At 64.3% G+C, this 18,653-nt stretch carries 11 protein-coding genes; 5 read left to right on the forward strand and 6 right to left on the reverse strand.

All coding sequences use genetic code 11. The features are described 5' to 3' along the window. Nucleotides 1-71: 71 nt before the first annotated feature. From A8V01_RS21205 to A8V01_RS21215, 3 genes are read right to left on the reverse strand one after another with little or no spacing between them, the layout of a single operon-like run. Complete coding sequence (locus tag A8V01_RS21205) at nt 72-335, reverse strand: hypothetical protein (protein WP_103098280.1); 264 nt, start codon at nt 333-335, stop codon at nt 72-74. Continuing rightward, complete coding sequence (locus tag A8V01_RS21210) at nt 335-973, reverse strand: TetR family transcriptional regulator (RefSeq protein WP_103098281.1); 639 nt, start codon at nt 971-973, stop codon at nt 335-337. Before A8V01_RS21210 ends, A8V01_RS21205 begins: the two co-directional genes overlap by 1 nt. Nucleotides 974-979: 6 nt before the next feature. Then, on the reverse strand, nt 980-1,765 hold the full coding sequence (locus A8V01_RS21215) for an SDR family oxidoreductase (RefSeq protein WP_103098282.1): 786 nt from the start codon (nt 1,763-1,765) through the stop codon (nt 980-982). Nucleotides 1,766-2,233: 468 nt separating this feature from the next. Here A8V01_RS21215 and A8V01_RS21220 point away from each other — a divergent pair, with 468 nt between their 5' ends. Continuing rightward, nucleotides 2,234-5,278, forward strand: a complete 3,045-nt coding sequence (locus A8V01_RS21220; RefSeq protein ID WP_170066024.1) for a TonB-dependent receptor plug domain-containing protein — start codon at nt 2,234-2,236, stop codon at nt 5,276-5,278. 274 nt (nt 5,279-5,552) lie between these two features. Beyond that, complete coding sequence (locus A8V01_RS21225; protein ID WP_103098370.1) at nt 5,553-8,540, forward strand: TonB-dependent receptor plug domain-containing protein; 2,988 nt, start codon at nt 5,553-5,555, stop codon at nt 8,538-8,540. Between the two features lie 134 nt (nt 8,541-8,674). Here A8V01_RS21225 and clpB read toward each other — a convergent pair whose 3' ends face one another. Then, entirely contained in the window at nt 8,675-11,254 is a 2,580-nt protein-coding gene (clpB, locus tag A8V01_RS21230) for an ATP-dependent chaperone ClpB (RefSeq protein WP_103098284.1), read from the reverse strand. 272 nt (nt 11,255-11,526) lie between these two features. Between clpB and A8V01_RS21235 the strand changes: the two genes are divergently transcribed. From A8V01_RS21235 to A8V01_RS21245, 3 genes are all read left to right on the forward strand, one after another. Next, a complete protein-coding gene (locus A8V01_RS21235; RefSeq protein ID WP_103098285.1) occupies nt 11,527-11,982 on the forward strand; it encodes a nuclear transport factor 2 family protein in 456 nt (151 codons plus the stop codon). A gap of 83 nt (nt 11,983-12,065) precedes the next feature. Next, nucleotides 12,066-14,996, forward strand: a complete 2,931-nt coding sequence (locus A8V01_RS21240) for a M16 family metallopeptidase (RefSeq protein WP_103098286.1) — start codon at nt 12,066-12,068, stop codon at nt 14,994-14,996. A gap of 10 nt (nt 14,997-15,006) precedes the next feature. Then, nucleotides 15,007-15,312 (forward strand): hypothetical protein, encoded by a 306-nt coding sequence (locus A8V01_RS21245; protein ID WP_103098287.1) that lies wholly within the window; start codon nt 15,007-15,009, stop codon nt 15,310-15,312. Nucleotides 15,313-15,669: 357 nt separating this feature from the next. Here A8V01_RS21245 and gatB read toward each other — a convergent pair whose 3' ends face one another. Together gatB and gatA are read right to left on the reverse strand one after the other, a co-directional pair. Further along, nucleotides 15,670-17,166 (reverse strand): Asp-tRNA(Asn)/Glu-tRNA(Gln) amidotransferase subunit GatB, encoded by a 1,497-nt coding sequence (gatB, locus tag A8V01_RS21250; RefSeq protein ID WP_103098288.1) that lies wholly within the window; start codon nt 17,164-17,166, stop codon nt 15,670-15,672. Nucleotide 17,167: 1 nt separating this feature from the next. Continuing rightward, nucleotides 17,168-18,652, reverse strand: a complete 1,485-nt coding sequence (gene gatA / locus A8V01_RS21255; protein WP_103098289.1) for an Asp-tRNA(Asn)/Glu-tRNA(Gln) amidotransferase subunit GatA — start codon at nt 18,650-18,652, stop codon at nt 17,168-17,170. Between the last annotated feature and the right edge of the window lies 1 nt (nt 18,653).

Consider the following 18,653-nt stretch of genomic DNA (forward strand, 5'->3'; position numbering starts at 1 on the left):
GATGCACCCAAGTCAGACCTTCCAACCCCGCTCAGGCTGAGCCTGTCGAAGCCCCCGAGGCCGGCGCGCGCTTACCCATCCGTCTCCACCAGTTCCGCGATTTCGAACTGGAACCCCTTCCATCCGCGCATCTTCGCCGCCTCGTCCAGCGGCAGGCGCTTCTTCTTCGCCTCCGCCAGAGAGCGGGCGTGGCCCCAGAACACTTCCGTCTTGCCGTTCTGCAATTCGGCCACCACGCGCCAGTAATGCGTGAAAGTATCCGCGGTCGGGCCGATGGTCTTGACGTAGCCGTCCGCCATCGTCGCGGTAAGGTAGCGCTTCTTCTTGCGGGCCATCAGCGTGCGAGGATGCCCGCCATGATGATGTCGATGGTGTGTTCGCGGTAGCGGTCGCGCAGTTCCTCGGTCAGCGTGTCCTGATCGAAGCAGTGCTTGAGCACCAGCCGCGCCGAGAAGAAGCGGTCCACCGCGCCCGTCACCGTGAAATAGAACAGCTGCGGGTCGATCTCGCGGAACACCCCGGCCCGCACGCCGTCGCCGATCAGTTGTTCATAGGCGCGGTAGATCGGCGACAGGTAGCAGTCGGCGATGCGCCGTGCCTCTGTATCGTCGCTCTCACGCACCATGCGCATGGTCAGGCGGTTGAGGTAGGGCACTTCGTAGAAGGTATCGACCACCTTCCACAAATGCCGCCGCAGCTTCGCCTCCGGCTCCCACCCGTCCTTGGCCACAAGCGCATCGACGCTGGCGACGATCGCCTCCCAGTCGCGATCGAGCAGCGCCTTGAGCAGCCCGGCCTTGTTACCGAAGTAGTACTTCACCAGCGCCGAGTTCAGCCCCGAACGCAGGCTCAGTTCCGACAGGGAGATGTCGATCACGTCGCCGTCGCGCATGATCGCGCTTGCGGTGTCAAGCAGCATCGCTCGCGCGCCGGGCGGCACGGCTTCAGCGGCGGAGACGGACCGTTCCTTCATCTGCGGTTACTTCGGCCCCATGCGGATCGCACCGTCGAGACGGATCGATTCGCCGTTGAGATAGTCATGCTCCAGCATGAACAGCGCCAGCTTGGCGTATTCCTCCGGCTTGCCCAGACGCTTGGGGAACGGCACCATGGCCGCCAGTGCATCCTGCACGCCCTGGGGCATCCCGGCCATCATCGGCGTCTCGAAGATGCCCGGCAGGATAGTGTTCACGCGAATGCCCTCACTCATCAGATCGCGCGCGACCGGCAGCGTCATCGCCAGTACGCCGCCCTTCGACGCGGCATAGGCGGCCTGCCCGATCTGCCCGTCCTGTGCGGCAACGCTGGCAGTATTGACGATAGCCCCGCGCGAACCGGCAGCATCGACCGGCTCAAGCGCGGCCATGCCTGCGGCGGCCTTGCTGATGCAGCGGAAGGTGCCGACAAGGTTGATCGCGATCGCCTTCTCGAACAGCGCCATGTCATGGGCGCGCGGCTCGCCGGTTTCGCGATTCTTGCCCACGGTCTTGGCGGCAGGCGCAATCCCTGCGCAGTTCACCAGCACCCGCTCCTGCCCGTGCGCGGCGCGTGCCTTGGCGAATCCGGCGATCACGCTGTCCTCGTCCGTGACATTGACCGCGCAGAACACGCCGCCGATCTCTGCCGCCAGCGCCTCTCCGGCATCGGCATTGAGGTCGAAGATGGCCACCTTGACGCCCTTTTCCGCCAGCGCCCGCGCCGTGGCGGCGCCCAGACCGGAGGCCGCGCCAGTGACCACCGCAGAGAGCGAACTGTCCAGTTTCATGCCGATTTCCTTTTCTCTGCGCGCCCTATGCCGATCCGGTAAAGCGAGCCAACCATTTTGCGCGATGCGGTTTAATCAACCGATTAAGTGCCCCGCGCCGCAGGGTCAATCCGTTGCACATGAACGACAAGCAACAACGCAACAGGATTTCACCGGGGCGATGCCGCACGCAAGAAACACTGTGGACAATGCCCATATGCAACAGGTCTATTGTTTGCCGTAATTGGCTTGAATCCTCGCCCCATCACCCATGGCCGGCGACTGCGTGCCAATGCGTGTTGCGCCATTACCACAACCGGCGACCCATTTTTTGCAACTCGGCAAAATCCATTGAAAGGAGAACACTCCGGCGCAACAAGATTGCGCATGGCATCACGATGCGTGCGCGCATCAGAAAGCCAGCAACGGGTCATCAGTCGGAATTGGTCACGCATCCGCCTGATGAACGAAGCAACAAGGGACACAAAAGTGAAAACCACCATCCAGAAGGCCGCGCTGCGCGGCGCGACAAGCCTTACGGCTTTCGCACTGCTGTGCGGAACCGCGCACGCGCAGGACGCAGCTCCGCAGACCGCGGAAGAGACGGCCGCAGACGATTCGAATGTCATCGTCGTCACCGGCTCGCTGCTGCGCCGCACCGATGCTGAAACGGCATCGCCGGTCACCGTGATTTCGGCCGACAACTTCGAGCAGCGCGGCATCAACACCGCTGCCGAAGCCCTGCAGCGCCTTTCCGCCAACGGTTCGGGCACCATCTCGGAAGGCTGGAACAACGGCAATAACTTCGCAGCCGGCGCCAACGCCGTTTCGCTGCGCGGCCTGACCGTTCAGAACACCCTGACGATCTTCGACGGCATGCGCATGGCCATGTATCCCGTCGCGGACGACGGCCACCGCAACTTCGTCGACCTGAACTCGATCCCCGACGCGGTGATCGATCGCATCGAAGTCGTGAAGGACGGCGCTTCGTCGACTTACGGTGCTGACGCGGTTGCCGGCGTGATCAACGTCATCACCAAGAAGCAGGTTCAGGGCGTACACGCGAACCTCTCGAACGGCATTTCCGACCACGGCGACGGCAGCGAACAGCGCATCGACGTCACGGTCGGACACGGCGATCTCGAAACCGACGGTTTCAACGTCTACGTCAGCGGCATGTACCGCAAGAACGAAGAGATCTACGCGCGCAACCGCGGCTATCCCTTCAACACCGGCTACCTCGGCGGCATCTGCAACGACGCCGGCAGCTGCCTTAACACGCCCACCCGCTGGTACACGTTCGGTGTCAACCCGAACGGCACGCTTGGTGGTTCGACCATCCCGCTCGCCCCGATCGTGGGCCGCGGCGACGAAAACGGCGTGTTCCGTGACGATGAGGGTGACCTGCTGCTGGGTGCGGACGGCAACCCCGTCAGCCGCTATCAGCTCCTGAACCCGGACTGCGCGGCGTTCAACTCGACTCCGACGACTCTGCCTGCAAGCGCGTCCGGCGGCGGCCTTTACGGCCCCAACGTCTGCTCGGCTGACCTCAAGGACCTTTACGCAACCATCCGTCCGGAAACCAAGCGCTATGGCTTCGCCGGTCGCGCGACGGTCAAGCTTGGCGAGAAGGCGGAAGCATTCGTCTCGGTCGACTGGACCAAGACCAGCACTTACGCCCAGCTCAGCCCTGCCGCGTTCCCGAACTCGACCCCGCCGCCGAGCAGCGCAAGCTGGTCGCAGGTCGTCCTGCCGGTTTATGTCTGCTCTGACGGCACTGCCACGTTCTCGAACGGCATTAACGTCAGCTCGGGCTGTAACGCTGCCAACGGCACGCTCAACCCGAACAACCCCTTCGCTTCTGAAGGCCTGACCGCAGTGCTGCGCGGTCGTTATGACAAGCCGCAGACGGTTGAAACGGGTGCGCGTTCGATGCGTGTCCAGGCAGGCGTCAACGGCACCTTCGGCAGCGACGACGAATGGGCTTACACCCTCGGCGCCACCGCTTCGGAAGTGCAGCTGACCCGCACCAGCCGCAACTACCTGATCCCGCAGCGCCTTGCCGACCTTATCGCAACCGGTGAGTACAACTTTGCGCAGCCCTGGCTGAACTCGCAGGAAGTGCGTGACTACGTGGCTCCGGTGAACCGCAAGGTTTCGACCTCCAAGCTGTGGCAGGTCGAAGGCACCATCCAGCGCGCACTCTTCGAACTGCCCGGCGGTTCGCTGCAGGTCGCTGTCGGCGCTTCGTATCGCAAGGAATCGCTCGACGACCAGTCGGCCAACCCTGCCAACGATGCCGATCCGTATGACCGTTACTTCACCATCAACGCAGTCGGCGCAGCCGGCAGCCGCAACGTGAAGTCGGCCTTCTACGACATCAGCGCCCCGATCATCGATCAGGTCGAACTGTCGGCTTCGGGCCGCTACGACAGCTACTCTTCCGGTCAGAAGAACTTCTCGCCCAAGTTCGGCGTGAAGATCAAGCCGATCGAACAGCTCTTGCTGCGTGGTACCTGGTCGAAGGGCTTCCGTATCCCTTCGTTCAACGAAGCATACGGTCTGCCGACCACCGGCTACACCAGCTTCTCGATCGACTGTGAAGAGTACGTGGCTTACTGCGCCTCGCACAACAACAACAACTACGTGACCGCGGCCTACAGCCTCGGTCGTACCGGCACCGGCAACCCCGAGCTCGATCCCGAGAAGTCGACCAGCTACACCCTGGGCGCCGTCTTCGAACCGATGCGCAACGTCAGCTTCACTGTGGATTACTTCCGCACGAAGATTAAGGGCATCATCGGCGGCGTCTCTGCCGACGAACAGAATGCGGCTCTGGACGCCTACCTGACCACCGGAAACACCAACGCGGTTGAAGGCGTGACCATCCGTCCGCTCGATGCCGACCCGGCATTCCCCGGTGCGCTCGCCAACCCGGGCTTCATCGAATACTCGTACACCAACGGCGACTCGCAGGTTGTCGAGGGTATCGACTTCGGTGCGAACGTTTCCTACGACTTCGGTCCGGTTACCTGGACGAGCAGCCTCGATGCCTCGTACCTCATCAAGTACGAAATGATCCGTGCAAACGGCAGCGTCGAGCGTTACGACGGCTCGCTCAGCCCCTGCGACTACACCTCTTGCTCGGGTTCGCCCAAGTGGCGTGGTTCGTGGCAGAACACCTTCACCATGGGTAAGGTGTCGCTGACCGGTACGGCGTACTACACGCACGGTTACGACCTGTGGTCGGTCGACTACAGCGGCACCGGCTGCGGCACCGGCGACAACGCCGTGAACTACCCCGATGGTTCGGCCGTGAAGTGCAAGGTCGGCGCGCAGTGGAACTTCGACATTTCGGCGAACGTCCAGGTCAGCGACAACTTCTCGATCTATGCGAACATCCTCAACGCGTTCGCGATCAAGCCGAAGTTCGATCCGATGGCTGCGTACTCGATCTTCAACTACAACCCGGCGTGGGGCCAGGCCAACATGGTCGGCCGTTACTTCCGCCTGGGCGCGAAGGTCGACTTCTAAACCGTCAGGTTAAGTCAGAAAACGGGGGCGGTCTCTTCGGAGGCCGCCCTCTTTTTTGTGCCTGGCAATTGCAGGAATTCGATCGCTCGGACGCTTCTGGCAACGGTTTGTCGCAACGTGTTGCGATGTTACAACGCATTACGTATATGTTTCAGTTTCTTTGCAAATCTCTGTTGCAGTCGCAGATTCCAAAGGCAGGATAAGCGGCATCGACCCGGATTTCCGGCCGGGTCGCGGGCCATAGGTCCGCATGAAGGCAACAAGGGGACACACCATGAAAACCTCAAGGAGCGCGCTGCTTCTTGGCGTCGCCGCGATTCCGGCGATAGCCGTTCTGGCCGCCGCGCCCGCACGGGCGCAGGACACCGGCGCTCAGGACAGCACCGAGGCTGCCGAAGACGCTGGAGATTCCATCGTCGTTACCGGCACTCGTATCACCGTGCCTGCCGGCTTCGACAATCCGAACCCGGTCGTTTCGATCACTTCGCAGACGATCGAACAGTCGGGCCAGGTCAACATCACCGAATTCCTGACGCAGAGCCCGGCCCTGCTCGGTTCGCGCCGCGCCATCGACTCGGCGGGCTCCAACCTGCCCAACGGCCAGCTCACCGGCGTCAACCTGCTCAACCTGCGTAACCTCGGCACGGCGCGCACGCTGGTGCTGGTCGATGGCCGCCGCCACGTGGCGGGCTATCCCGGCACCGCATCGGTCGATACCAACACCATCCCGACCGACCTGATCGAAAGCGTCGACGTGCTGACCGGCGGCGTCTCGGCGATCTACGGTGCGGACGGCGTTTCGGGCGTGGTCAACTTCATCATGAAGAAGGACTTCGAGGGCCTGCGCATCCGCGCGCAGAACTCGATCTCGCAGCGCGGCGACGCGGGCGAGAAGTTCCTTGCCGCCACGGCCGGTACCAACTTCGACGACGGCAAGGGCAACATCACCGTTGCCTACGAATTCAACAAGACGGACCGCTTCTCGCAGCGCAAGCGCCTGAACTACGGCAAGACCGGCCCGACCTGGACCTTCGTGCGCAATCCTGCCGACGGCGCGCCCGGTTCTGCCAGCGATGATCCGAACGTGCCCGACCGCGTCCTGATGAACAACCTGCGCTGGGCAGACAGTTCGATGGGCGGCGCAATCGACATCGACTTTGACGGCGTCCCCGACTTCACCGGCGAAGGCACGCCCTATGATCTGGGCACTTACGTTCCCGGAACGGCGTTCACCGTGGGCGGCGACAGCACTCCGCGCGATTCCTATTACGGCGACTACACGCCGTACCTGCGGCGCCACATGTTCAACGTCATGGGCCACTATGAAGTCAGCCCCGCGCTGAACTTCTACGCCGAAGCCAAGTATGTGAAGTCGAAGGCGTTCACATATGCACAGCCGACCTATGACTTCTTCACCGAACTGTTTGCGGATAACTACTACCTGAACGAGCGCTTCGGCGCCGATGCACCTGATGGCGCACTGGTCAGCCGCGACAACTTCGACTTCGGCATCCGCCGTTCCGAGCTGGACCGTGAACTGTGGCGCACCGTCGTGGGCGCCAATGGCGACCTGACCCCGCACCTCAAGTACGATGCCTCGTTCGTCTTCGGACAGTCGACGCAGCGCGCAACCGCTTCGGGCGATCGCATCCTTGATCGCTACTCGGCCGCGCTGGATGCGGTGTCGGACGGCAACGGCGGCGTCACCTGCCGCATCAACCTTCCCGGCCAGACCGAAATCATGGGCAACAGCTATGGCTCGCCCTACTACGCGGGCGCTCCGCTGACGTTCCAGCCCGGCCAGTGCGTGCCGCTCAACGTGCTGGGCAACGGATCGCCTTCGCCCGAGGCTCTGGCGTTCATTCTCGCTACGCACACCGACTATGCGCGTCTGCGCCAGTATGTCGGTTCGGCATCGATCTCGGGCGATACCGGCGGTTTCTTCGAACTTCCGGGCGGTCCGATCGGCTTCGCGGCCGGCCTTGAATACCGCAAGGAAAGCAGCCGTCAGGTTCCTTCGTACTACACGCAGAACGGCTTCCTTGCCGACAGCGCGCAGGCGACGATCGATACCGGCTCCTACGACGTCAAGGAAGCCTATGCGGAAGTCCGCCTGCCGATCCTGCTCGACGCACCGCTCGCGCATGAACTGAGCCTGGGCGGCGCCTTCCGCGTGTCCGATTACTCAACGGTCGGCACCACCACGGCATGGAACGTGAGCGGCACTTACGCACCCATCACGGACGTTTCGTTCCGCGGTACGTACTCGGTCTCGGTCCGCGCACCGAACATCACCGAACTGTTCGCCGGCACCAGCGGCGGTTACGAGTTCATCACCGACCCCTGCGGTCCGGAGCGTATCGCCGAGGGAACTTCGACGCGCGCTGCCAACTGTACCGCAGCGCTGACGGCAGCAGGACTTACCCCGCAGCAGATCATCAACTTCAACCCGGCCGACGATCAAACCTCGCCGCAGAACAGCAGCCTGCTGGGAACCCAGGGCGGCAACCCGAGCCTGCGCGAAGAAAAGGCCAAGACCTGGACCGCAGGCGTCGTGCTGCGTCCCCAGTTCCTGCCCGGCTTCACGCTGAGCGCCGACTGGTACAACATTCGTATCACGCAGGCGATCAACTACTCGACCGCGCAGGACATCGTCGATCTGTGCTACGATCAGCCGACGCTTGAAAACCAGTATTGCTCGCTCATCAGCCGCAGCGGCACCACCGGCTACATCAACGACTTCAGCGTCGTTCCGCAGAACGTCGCCTCGTACAAGACCGCCGGTCTGGACCTCAACCTGAAGTATCGCTTCGAAGCCTCGCCCGAAGTGGGCAGCTTCATGCTGAGCCTGGTCGGCAACTATCTCAACAAGCTGGAATTCGTGCCCTCGCCCGGCGCGGTCGCGGAAAACGAGCGTGACAGCTCGGATTACCCGGCACCCAAGTTCAGCGCGACCTTCGACCTTACCTGGATCAAGGGGCCGTTCTCGCTGAACTACGGCATCAACTGGTTCGACAAGACCCGCCGCGTCACGCGTGAGCAGGAAGCCGCGAACCCCGACTACGTGCCCGCCGGCTATATCTGGTACAAGGAAAAGTGGGAGCACGAACTGTACGCATCGTACAACGTCGACGACCGCTTCACCCTGTACGGCGGCATCAACAACCTGTTCGATACCAAGCCTGACGTGGGCGCGGTGGCTTACCCGATCAGCGCGGTCGGCCGCTCGTTCTTCATGGGCATCAAGGCCAACGTGTTCTGATAATCAGGCATATGGCTGCATGAAATTCGGGCCGGGAAGCACTGCTTCCCGGCCCGTTTTCCATCCCCTGCGAGCGGAGCGGGGACCGCTCCCCCCGCTCCGCTCCGGCTGGCGGGACAAAGCCCCGCGCAGCCTTATTCCACGCTGATCGCCAGCGCGCCGTCGCCGTCGTCTATGCGCACGTGCGAGCCGTCGGGGATTTCGCCGCCCAGCAGCTTTTCCGCCAGCGGGTCCTGCAGGTAGCGCTGGACGGCGCGCTTGAGCGGGCGGGCGCCGTAGACCGGATCGTAGCCGACGCGGCCCAGCCAGCGCTTTGCCGATTCCGACAGGTCGAGCACGATCTTGCGGTCCTTGAGCAGCTTCTGCACGCGGGCCACCTGTATCTCGACGATCGGCGCCATGTGTTCCTGCCCAAGACGATGGAACAGCACGATCTCGTCCAGACGGTTGAGGAACTCGGGCCGGAAATGCCCGCGCACCACTTCCATCACCTGCGGTTCGACCGTGGCCACGTCCACGCCTTCGTCAAGGCTGGCAAGGTACTGGCTGCCAAGGTTCGACGTCAGGATGATCAGCGTGTTGGTGAAGTCCACCACGCGGCCCTGCCCGTCGGTAAGGCGGCCATCGTCAAGCACCTGCAGCAGCACGTTGAAGACGTCGGAATGCGCCTTCTCCACTTCGTCGAACAGCACGACCTGATAAGGGCGCCGCCGCACTGCCTCGGTCAGCACGCCGCCTTCCTCGTAGCCCACGTAGCCCGGAGGCGCGCCGATCAGGCGGGCGACCGCGTGCTTTTCCATGAACTCCGACATGTCGATGCGGACCATCGCGGTATCGTCATCGAACAGGAAGCCGGCCAGCGCCTTGGTCAGTTCGGTCTTGCCGACGCCCGTGGGGCCAAGGAACAGGAACGAGCCGAGCGGCCGGTTCGGGTCCTGCAGACCCGCCCGTGCACGCCGCACCGCCTTGGATACGGCCGCCACCGCGTCCTTCTGCCCGATCACGCGCGCGCCGATCACTTCCTCCATCTTGAGGAGCTTTTCGCGCTCGCCTTCCAGCATCCGGTCGACCGGCACCCCGGTCCAGCGGCTGACAACACCGGCGATATCGTCCTCGGTCACTTCCTCGCGCAGCAGAGCATTCCCGGCCGACGCCTGCGCCTCGACCAGCCTGGCTTCCAGCGACGGGATCGTGCTGTACGACAGTTCACCCGCCTTTGCGTAGTCACCGCCGCGCTGGGCCTGTTCCAGTTCGATCCGCGCGGCATCCAGCTGTTCCTTCAGCCTGCCCTCGGCGGCGATCTTGTCACGCTCGTTCTGCCAGCGGGTGGTCAGTTCGCTCGACTGCTGTTCAAGGTTCGCCAGTTCCTCGCGCAGAATGGCGAGGCGGTCCTTCGATGCCTCGTCGGTCTCCTTGCCAAGCGCCATTTCCTCGATCTTGAGCTGGATGATGCGGCGATCCAGCTTCTCGATCTCCTCGGGCTTGCTCTCCACTTCCATGCGGATGCGGCTCGCGGCCTCGTCCATGAGGTCGATCGCCTTGTCGGGCAGGAAGCGGTTGGTGATGTAGCGGTTGGACAGCGTCGCCGCCGCCACGATCGCGCCGTCGGTGATCCGCACGCCATGGTGCAGTTCATACTTTTCCTTGAGCCCGCGCAGGATGGAGATCGTGTCCTCCACCGTAGGTTCGCCCACGAAGACCGGCTGGAAACGACGCTGCAAGGCGGCGTCCTTCTCCACGTACTTCTGATATTCATCCAGCGTAGTGGCGCCGATGCAGTGCAGTTCGCCGCGCGCAAGGGCAGGCTTCAAGAGATTGCCCGCATCCATCGAGCCTTCGGAAGCGCCCGCCCCGATCAACGTGTGCATCTCGTCGATGAACAGGATGATCTGGCCCTCGGCGCCCTTCACTTCGTCGAGCACGGACTTGAGCCGCTCCTCGAACTCCCCGCGATACTTGGCACCCGCGATCAGCGCGCCCATGTCGAGCGCCATCAGCTGGCGGTCCTTCAGGCTGTCGGGCACGTCGCCGTTGGCGATGCGCAGGGCAAGCCCCTCGGCGATGGCGGTCTTGCCCACGCCGGGATCACCGATCAGCACCGGGTTGTTCTTGGTGCGGCGGGCAAGGATCTGCACGGTACGGCGGATTTCCTCGTCGCGGCCGATGACCGGGTCGAGCTTGCCGTCCCGCGCAGCCTGCGTCAGATCGCGGGCGTACTTCTTCATCGCATCGTAGGCGTTTTCGGCGCTTGCGCTGTCGGCGGTACGTCCGCCGCGCAGTTCGGTGATCGCCGCTTCCAGCCCCTGCGGGGTGACATTGGCAGCCTTGAGCGCCTGGCCCGCCGGGGTCGTCAGCGACAGGGCAAGGCCCAGCAGCAGCCGCTCCACGGTAACGAAGCTGTCGCCCGCTTTGGTCGCCGCCTGTTCTGCGGCATCGAGGACGCGCACGGCGTCGTTGTCCAGCCCCGGCGCCCCCGAAGCGCCGCTGCCCGACACGGCCGGAACCTTGCCCAGCGCCTTGTCGAGTTCCTGCGTCGCGAAGACCGGGTTGCCGCCCGCGCGCTTGATCAGCCCGGCGGCCATGCCTTCGGGATCGTCAAGCAGGGCCTTGAGCATGTGTTCCGGGCTGATGCGCTGGTGGTTCAGGCGGATCGCGACGGTCTGCGCGGCCTGCAGAAAACCCTTGGCGCGGTCGGTGAACTTTTCGAGATTCATCTTGGATTTGCCTCCTGATCCCACCGAGATAGTGTTGCATTTATACAACACAAGGGCTGGCCTGCCCGATTTTCGATTATTCTGCAAAATTGCCCGCGAACCTTGATCGGGCGCAACGAGAACGGGCCGGAACCGGCTCCGCGCCAAAGATGGGTGAGGGTTACGGGAATTGCCAGAGGGGGCTTCGCCGGGGCGTTAAAACAGGCGCCCGCCTAGCCGCGCCGGAACCGCTGCCCTAGCCTTGCGGCGATAACCCGACGGGAAGAGGCTCTATGGCGAAATTCACACCCCAGCAGGCGGCAGACGTGCTTGCGATCAAGCAGGTCATCTACGAGTGGGGCGATGAACTCGACATCCACAACGGCCTTGAAATGCGCAAGACCGGCTGCCTTTCCGAAGACGTGCGCTACAACGTGGGCGGCCAGTGGCGCGAAGGGCTGCAAGACGTAGAGGCGTTCTACAAGGGCCGTGCCGAAACCATGAAGGCGGGCGCCGGGCTCATGACCATGCGCCACATCATCACTTCGCTGCGCGTCGGGTTCGAAGCCGAAGACCACGCCAAAGTGGGCTATCTGCTGGTCTTCTTCGCCGCGCTCGGCGACGGGCCTTTCGACACATACTGCGATCCGCTGGCGGTGGCGGACGTGAAAATGGAATGCCGCCGCGATGCCGATGGGGAATGGCGCATATCGCTGTTCGATTCGGGACAGATCTTCAAGCGGGGGTAAAGGGAACGCCACACCCGCAAATTCGGGAAGGCCCTGCAAAGTTTGCCGCTGGCCAGCCGCAAACAAGCTGCTAACCTCCCCTGATGCGACCCGTATCCACGTCGAGCCTGAGCGCTCTTGCCGCCGCCCTTCTCCTCTCCGCATGTGCCGCTGCGCCCTCGGGCACACCCGTCGCCGGTACGCCGGCAGCGCCTGCGGCACAGCCACCCGCTCAGGCCCGGCCCGCCGCAGCCTCGCCGCAGGAACTGGTCGCCAAAGTCGATATTCCTTACGAAAAGTTCGTTCTGGCCAACGGGCTGACCACCATCGTCCACACCGATCGCAAGGCCCCGATCGTGGGCGTCACGCTATACTACAAGGTCGGCTCCAAGAACGAACCGCGCGGCAAGACCGGCTTCGCGCACCTGTACGAGCATCTGTTCTTCGGCGGCTCGTCCAACGTGCCCAACTTCGACATCCCGCTGGAAGCTGCGGGGTCCACCTCGACCAACGGTTCCACCTGGTACGACCGCACGAACTACATCGAAACGGTGCCCACCGGCGCGCTGGACCTTGCGCTGTTCATGGAGAGCGACCGCATGGGCGCGCTGCTGCCCGCAGTCACCCAGGACAAGCTCAACAAGCAGCGCGGCGTCGTCCAGAACGAAAAGCGGCAGGGCGACAACCAGCCTTACGGCCTTGCCGAATATGCCGTGGCCGAAGGGCTGTTCCCGGTCGGCCACCCCTATCACCACTCCACCATCGGCTCGATGGCAGACCTTGACGCCGCCAGCCTGACCGACGTGCGCAAGTGGTTCACCGACCACTACGGCCCCAACAATGTCGTCCTTGTCCTTTCGGGCGATATCGATGCGGCAACGGCGAAGCCCAAGGTCGAAAAGTGGTTCGGTGCCATCCCGAAGGGGCCTGAGGTCGCGCCGGTTTCCGCAGGGCCGGTCACCCTGCCCGCACCGATGTCCCGCGATCTGACCGATCAGGTGCCGACCCTGCGCCTCAGCCGCGACTGGAGCGGGCCGGGCCTCAATGATGCCGACGCCCCGGCGCTGCGGATCGGCATGCACATCCTGGGCGGCCTTGCCAGCTCGCGGCTCGACAACGAACTGGTGCGCGGGCAGCAACTGGCCGTCTCCGCCTCCGCTTCGGCCATGACGTTCGAGCAGGCCAGTTTCCTCGACGCCTCGATGGACGTGAAGCCGGGCGTCGAGCGGGCAAGCGCCGAAGCCGCGCTTGACAAGGTCATCGCAGATTTCGTCGCCAGCGGGCCAAGCGAGGACGAAGTGCGCCGTGCCGTCACCTCGATCCTGTCGGGCGAGATCGGCGGGCTTGAACAGGTCGGCGGCTTCTCCGGCAAGGGCGCCACGCTGGCCGAAGGGCAGGTCTATTCGAACGATCCGGCCAAGTACAAGGCCGACCTTCAGGCCATCGCCGCGCTGACGCCCGCTGCCGTGCGGGCGGCCATGCACAAGTGGCTGAGCCGGCCGGTCTACAAGATTGCCGTGGTCCCCGGCCAGCGCACCGAAGACGGCGCAAGCATGGGCGGCTGGGGCGATGAAGCGACCAATCCGCCCGCTCCGGCGGACAAGGGTGGAAAGGCGCCCCGGCTGGCGCCTGCGCCCAAGCGCGCCGCGCCGCCGGTCGCGCCGGTCAGCGCCCTCGCCTTCCCGGCGATCGAACGCACGACGCTTTCGAACGGCATCCCCGTCGCCCTTGCCCGCCGCACCACGGTGCCCAAGCTGGTCATGTCGATCGATTTCGATGCCGGCTACGCCGCCGACGCGCTCGATACGCCGGGCACGCAGGGGCTGATGCTGGGTATGCTGGAAGAAGGCACCACCAGCCTCAACGCCACGCAGATCGCGGAGGAGCAGGAACGGCTTGGCGCGTCCATCGGCACCGGTGCCTCGATGGACACCAGCAGCCTGACGATGAGCGCGCTGAGCGCCAATCTCGCGCCCTCGCTGGCGCTCGCCTCGGATATCCTGCTGCACCCTGCCTTCGCGCAGGCCGATTTCGATCGCGCGCGCGGGCAGGCACAGGCCGAACTGGCGCAGGCCCAGTCGACCCCCAACGCACTCGCCGCCCGCACGATGAGCGGCGAACTGTTCGGCACGCACCCTTATGCCCAGCCCGCGGATGGCCTTGGCACCGATACCGCACTTGCCGCGCTTACGCCCGAAGCACTGCGCGCCGCCCACGCCAAATGGCTGCGCCCCGACCTTGCGCGGATCACCGTCGTGGGTGACGTGACGATGGCCGAACTCAAGCCGATGCTGGAAAAGGCGTTTGGCGGCTGGAAGGCCCCGGCAACCGCAAAGCCGGTCAAGCCGCTGGATACCGCCGCGCCCGTGCCCGCATCGCGCGTGGTGCTGATCGACCGGCCCAATTCCCCGCAGTCGGTGATCCTTGCCGGCCGAGTGCTGCCGCTGACGGGCCGCACGCCCAATGAAGAGGCGCTGACGCTGGCCAACGACATCGTCGGCAACGGCTTCCTCTCACGCCTCAACCTCGACATCCGTGAGGACAAGGGCTGGAGCTACGGCGTGCGTTCGGGCGTGAGCCAGTCTACCGGCCCGGTAGCGCTGCAGGTCATGGCCCCTGTGCAGGCAGACCGCACGGGCGATTCGGTCCGCGCCATCATCGCCGACATGGCCGCCCTGCCGAAAAAGCAGCCGATTTCGGCCGAGGAATACCAGCGCGTAACGGACGGCGCGATTCGCGGCCTGCCCAACGAATTCGAAACCAACGGGCAGGTGCTGGCCGCCATCGTCAAGAACGACCGGCTGGGGCGGCCGGAAGACTATTACGCCCGCCTTGCCCAGACCTATCGCGGGATCGATATGAAGGCGATCGGCGGTGCGGCCGCGCAGTATCTGCAGCCTGCCGACCTGACCTGGGTGATAGTCGGCGACCGCAAGGTGGTGGAACCGCAGCTCAAGGGACTGGGTTTGCCCGTAGAGGTCCGCCCTGCACCCACTGCGGCCCCTGATGCGGGCAGCGATGCGGGCGACGAATAAGGAGAGCGGAATGTCCGTTGCAGGAATTTACGATTGCGTCACCAACACCCCGCTCGGCCGCCAGAAGGGCGTGCTGACGATCGTTCCTCAGGCCGGTGATACGTTCACCGGCCATATCTCCGGCGACCTTGGGGCGATGGATGTGGAGAACGGCAGGGTTGCGGGGCAGACCCTCATCTGGTCGATGAAGATGACCATGCCGATGCCGATGAACCTCGATTGCACGGCCACGGTGGAAGGCGATGCGCTGACCGGGACCGTGAAGGCCGGGATGTTCGGAACGATGGAGCTGACGGGCACCCGGCGATCTTCGTAACAAGGTCTGCTCAGTACGGAAAAGGCCCGGCACCGCGCGCTCCACTGTGGCGCAGTGCCGAGCCCCCTCACCCCCCCAGGTGAGCCCGTGAGACGACCGGCGACCTGATCACCCGATCCGTCACATACCGTCCTTCAGATGCGCGAAAGCGATGCCTTTTCAGGCACCATCGCGCGAAATTGTAGGAAAGACCCCCCCGGTCTTCGCGCAATCGATAACACCGCCACGCGCGAAGACAAGCGGATTATTGCGAACGGTCTCAATTTGAGACGCACGTGCCTGCACCGCGAACAAACGAAAACGCCGCCGGACCCGACAGGGCACGGCGGCGTGTTTCATTGCATCGGATCTGTGGCCTCAGCCCAGCTTGGCCTTCAGGATCTCGTTGACGACCTGCGGGTTGGCCTTGCCCTGCATCGCCTTCATCGTCTGACCCACGAAGAAGCCGAACAGCGCGACCTTGCCGTCCTTGTACTGGGCAACCTTGTCACCGTTCGCGGCGAGGATTTCGTCCACCTTGGCCTCGATTGCGCCGGTGTCCGATTCCTGCTTCAGCCCCTCGCGCTCGACGATCGCACCGGCATCGTCACCGGTTTCAAGCATGATCTCCAGCACCTGCTTGGCGATCGAGCCCGAAATGGTGCCCTTGCCCACCAAGGCCAGCAGTTCGGCTGCCTGCCCCTGACTGACCGGCGAGGTATCCAGCGCCTTGCCCAGCTTGTTCAGCGCGCCGAAGAATTCCGAAATCAGCCAGTTGGCCGCCTGCTTGGCGACGTCTGCGGGCTGCTTGCCCTGCGCGGCTGCGGCCTTGCCCAGCAGCACTTCGAACCAGCGCGCGGTATCGACGTCCGCCGTCAGCACCGCCGCGTTATAGGCCGAAAGCCCCAGTTCGCCGACATAGCGTGCGCGCTTGGCATCGGGCAGTTCGGGAAGCGAGGCGCGGCAATCCTCAAGGAACGCGTCGTCCAGTTCCAGCGGCAGCAGGTCGGGATCGGGGAAGTAGCGGTAATCGTGCGCATCTTCCTTCGAACGCATCGACCGCGTGGTGCCGGTGTTGGGGTCGAACAGGCGGGTTTCCTGCACGATCTTGCCGCCGCCTTCCAGCACATCAACCTGGCGATTCGCCTCGTGCTCGATCGTCTGCATGACGAAGCGCACCGAATTGACGTTCTTCGTCTCGGTACGGGTGCCGAACTCGTCACCGGGCTTGCGCACCGAAACGTTGACGTCGCAGCGCATCGAGCCCTGATCCATATTGCCGTCACACGAACCGACATAGCGCAGGATCGTGCGCAGCTTCGATACGTAAGCCCCTGCTTCGGCAGGAGAACGCATGTCGGGACGGCTGACGATCTCCATCAGCGCCACGCCCGAACGGTTGAGATCGACATAGGACATCGTGGGGTGCTGATCGTGCATCAGCTTGCCCGCATCCTGCTCGACGTGAATGCGCTCGATCCCGATGACCTTGTCTTCGGGGATGCCAGCCTTCTCGTCCGCCTCGATCGTGATCGAGCCTTCGCCGACAAGCGGGTGGTAAAGCTGGCTGATCTGGTAGCCCTGCGGAAGATCGGCATAGAAGTAGTTCTTGCGATCGAAGCGCGACCACTTGTTGATCTGCGCGTCGATGGCCATGCCGGTGCGCACCGCCTGACGGATGCATTCGCGGTTCGGCACCGGAAGCATGCCCGGCATCGCCGCGTCAATGAGCGAGACCTGCGTGTTCGGCTCCGCGCCGAACGCCGTCGCCGAACCGGAGAACAGCTTGGAATTGGACGTGACCTGCGCATGGATTTCAAGGCCGATCACGACCTCCCAGTCCCCGGTGGCGCCCTGGATGCGATACGTGCTCATGTTACCACCACTTCCCCGGCTTCGCCGTAAATCCTGCACGCCCCTCGATCGCCAGACCTGCGTTCAGCACGCCCTGCTCGTCGAGCGGGCGGCCGATGATCTGCAGGCCCAGCGGCAGCCCCTGCGCGTCGAGGCCGGCCGGCACCGACATCGCGGGCAGGCCCGCCAGTGAAGCGGGAACCGTGAACACGTCGTTGAGGTACATCGCGATCGGGTCTTCGTTGCTTTCACCCAGCGCGAACGCGGCGCTTGGCGCGGTCGGCGTGAGGAGCACGTCGACCTGTTCGAACGCCTTGGCAAAGTCCTGCGAGATCAGCGCGCGGACCTTCTGCGCCTTGGTATAATAGGCGTCGTAGAAGCCCGCCGACAGCACATACGTGCCGATCAGGATGCGCCGCTTGACCTCCGGCCCGAAGCCGTCCGCGCGGGTGGCGGCGTACATGTCCTGCAGGCCCGCACCATCGGGCAGATCGCGCAGACCGTAACGCACGCCGTCATAGCGCGCGAGGTTCGACGAGGCTTCGGCAGGCGCGATGATGTAGTAGGTCGCCAGCGCGTACTGCGTGTGCGGCAGCGAGACTTCGACCACTTCGGCGCCCGCGTCCTTGAGCCAGGCGATGCCCTGTTCCCAGATCGCCTCGATCTCTGCGGGCATGCCCTCGACGCGGTATTCCTTCGGAATGCCGACCTTCTTGCCCTTGAGGTCGCCGACAAGCGCTGCGGTCCAGTTCGGCACCGGCAGTTCCAGGCTGGTCGCATCCTTGGGATCGAAGCCCGCCATGCTTTCCAGCATGATCGCGCAGTCGGTCACGTCGCGGCCCATCGCACCCGCCTGGTCGAGCGAGCTGGCATAAGCCACCACGCCCCAGCGCGAACAACGGCCATACGTGGGCTTGATGCCGGTGGTGCCGGTGTAGGCGGCAGGCTGGCGGATCGAGCCGCCGGTGTCGGTGCCGGTGGCCGCAGGCGCAAGGCGCGCCGCGATCGCCGCCGAGGAACCGCCCGAGGAACCGCCCGCCGTCAGCGGCGCATTGCTGCCGGGGCGACGCCAGGGCGACACGACCGAGCCGAAATGGCTGCTCTCGTTCGACGAACCCATCGCGAACTGGTCAAGGTTGAGCTTGCCCAGCAGGCCCGCGCCCGCGTCCCACAGCTTCTGCGAAACAGTCGATTCGTACTGCGGCACGAAACCTTCGAGGATGTGGCTGGCGGCCGTGGTCTGGACGCCCGTGGTGGCGAACAGGTCCTTCATGCCGATCGGCACGCCCGCCATCGCGCCAAGCGTCTCGCCCGCGGCGCGCTTTGCATCCACGGCCTTCGCCGCCTCGATCGCGTGATCGGGGGTAGCGACGATGAAGGCGTTCAGCGCGCCCTGCGCCGCCGCGACATTGGCGTTGAACGCCTCTGCCACTTCGACGGCGGAGAAGGTTCCGGCGGCAACGCCGTCGCGGATGGCGGCTACGCCAAGATCAGTAATTTCGCTCATG

The sequence above is a fragment of the Novosphingobium guangzhouense genome (assembly GCF_002896965.1).
In the GTDB taxonomy this organism is placed as follows: Bacteria; Pseudomonadota; Alphaproteobacteria; order Sphingomonadales; family Sphingomonadaceae; genus Novosphingobium; species Novosphingobium guangzhouense.

Coding starts and splice junctions, on each gene's coding strand:
- A8V01_RS21205 (WP_103098280.1), bottom strand. CDS start 335: ATGGCCCGCAAGAAGAAGCGCTACCTTACCGCGACGATGGCGGACGGC.
- A8V01_RS21210 (WP_103098281.1), bottom strand. CDS start 973: ATGAAGGAACGGTCCGTCTCCGCCGCTGAAGCCGTGCCGCCCGGCGCG.
- A8V01_RS21215 (WP_103098282.1), bottom strand. CDS start 1,765: ATGAAACTGGACAGTTCGCTCTCTGCGGTGGTCACTGGCGCGGCCTCC.
- A8V01_RS21225 (WP_103098370.1), top strand. CDS start 5,553: ATGAAAACCTCAAGGAGCGCGCTGCTTCTTGGCGTCGCCGCGATTCCG.
- clpB (WP_103098284.1), bottom strand. CDS start 11,254: ATGAATCTCGAAAAGTTCACCGACCGCGCCAAGGGTTTTCTGCAGGCC.
- A8V01_RS21235 (WP_103098285.1), top strand. CDS start 11,527: ATGGCGAAATTCACACCCCAGCAGGCGGCAGACGTGCTTGCGATCAAG.
- A8V01_RS21240 (WP_103098286.1), top strand. CDS start 12,066: ATGCGACCCGTATCCACGTCGAGCCTGAGCGCTCTTGCCGCCGCCCTT.
- A8V01_RS21245 (WP_103098287.1), top strand. CDS start 15,007: ATGTCCGTTGCAGGAATTTACGATTGCGTCACCAACACCCCGCTCGGC.
- gatB (WP_103098288.1), bottom strand. CDS start 17,166: ATGAGCACGTATCGCATCCAGGGCGCCACCGGGGACTGGGAGGTCGTG.
- gatA (WP_103098289.1), bottom strand. CDS start 18,652: ATGAGCGAAATTACTGATCTTGGCGTAGCCGCCATCCGCGACGGCGTT.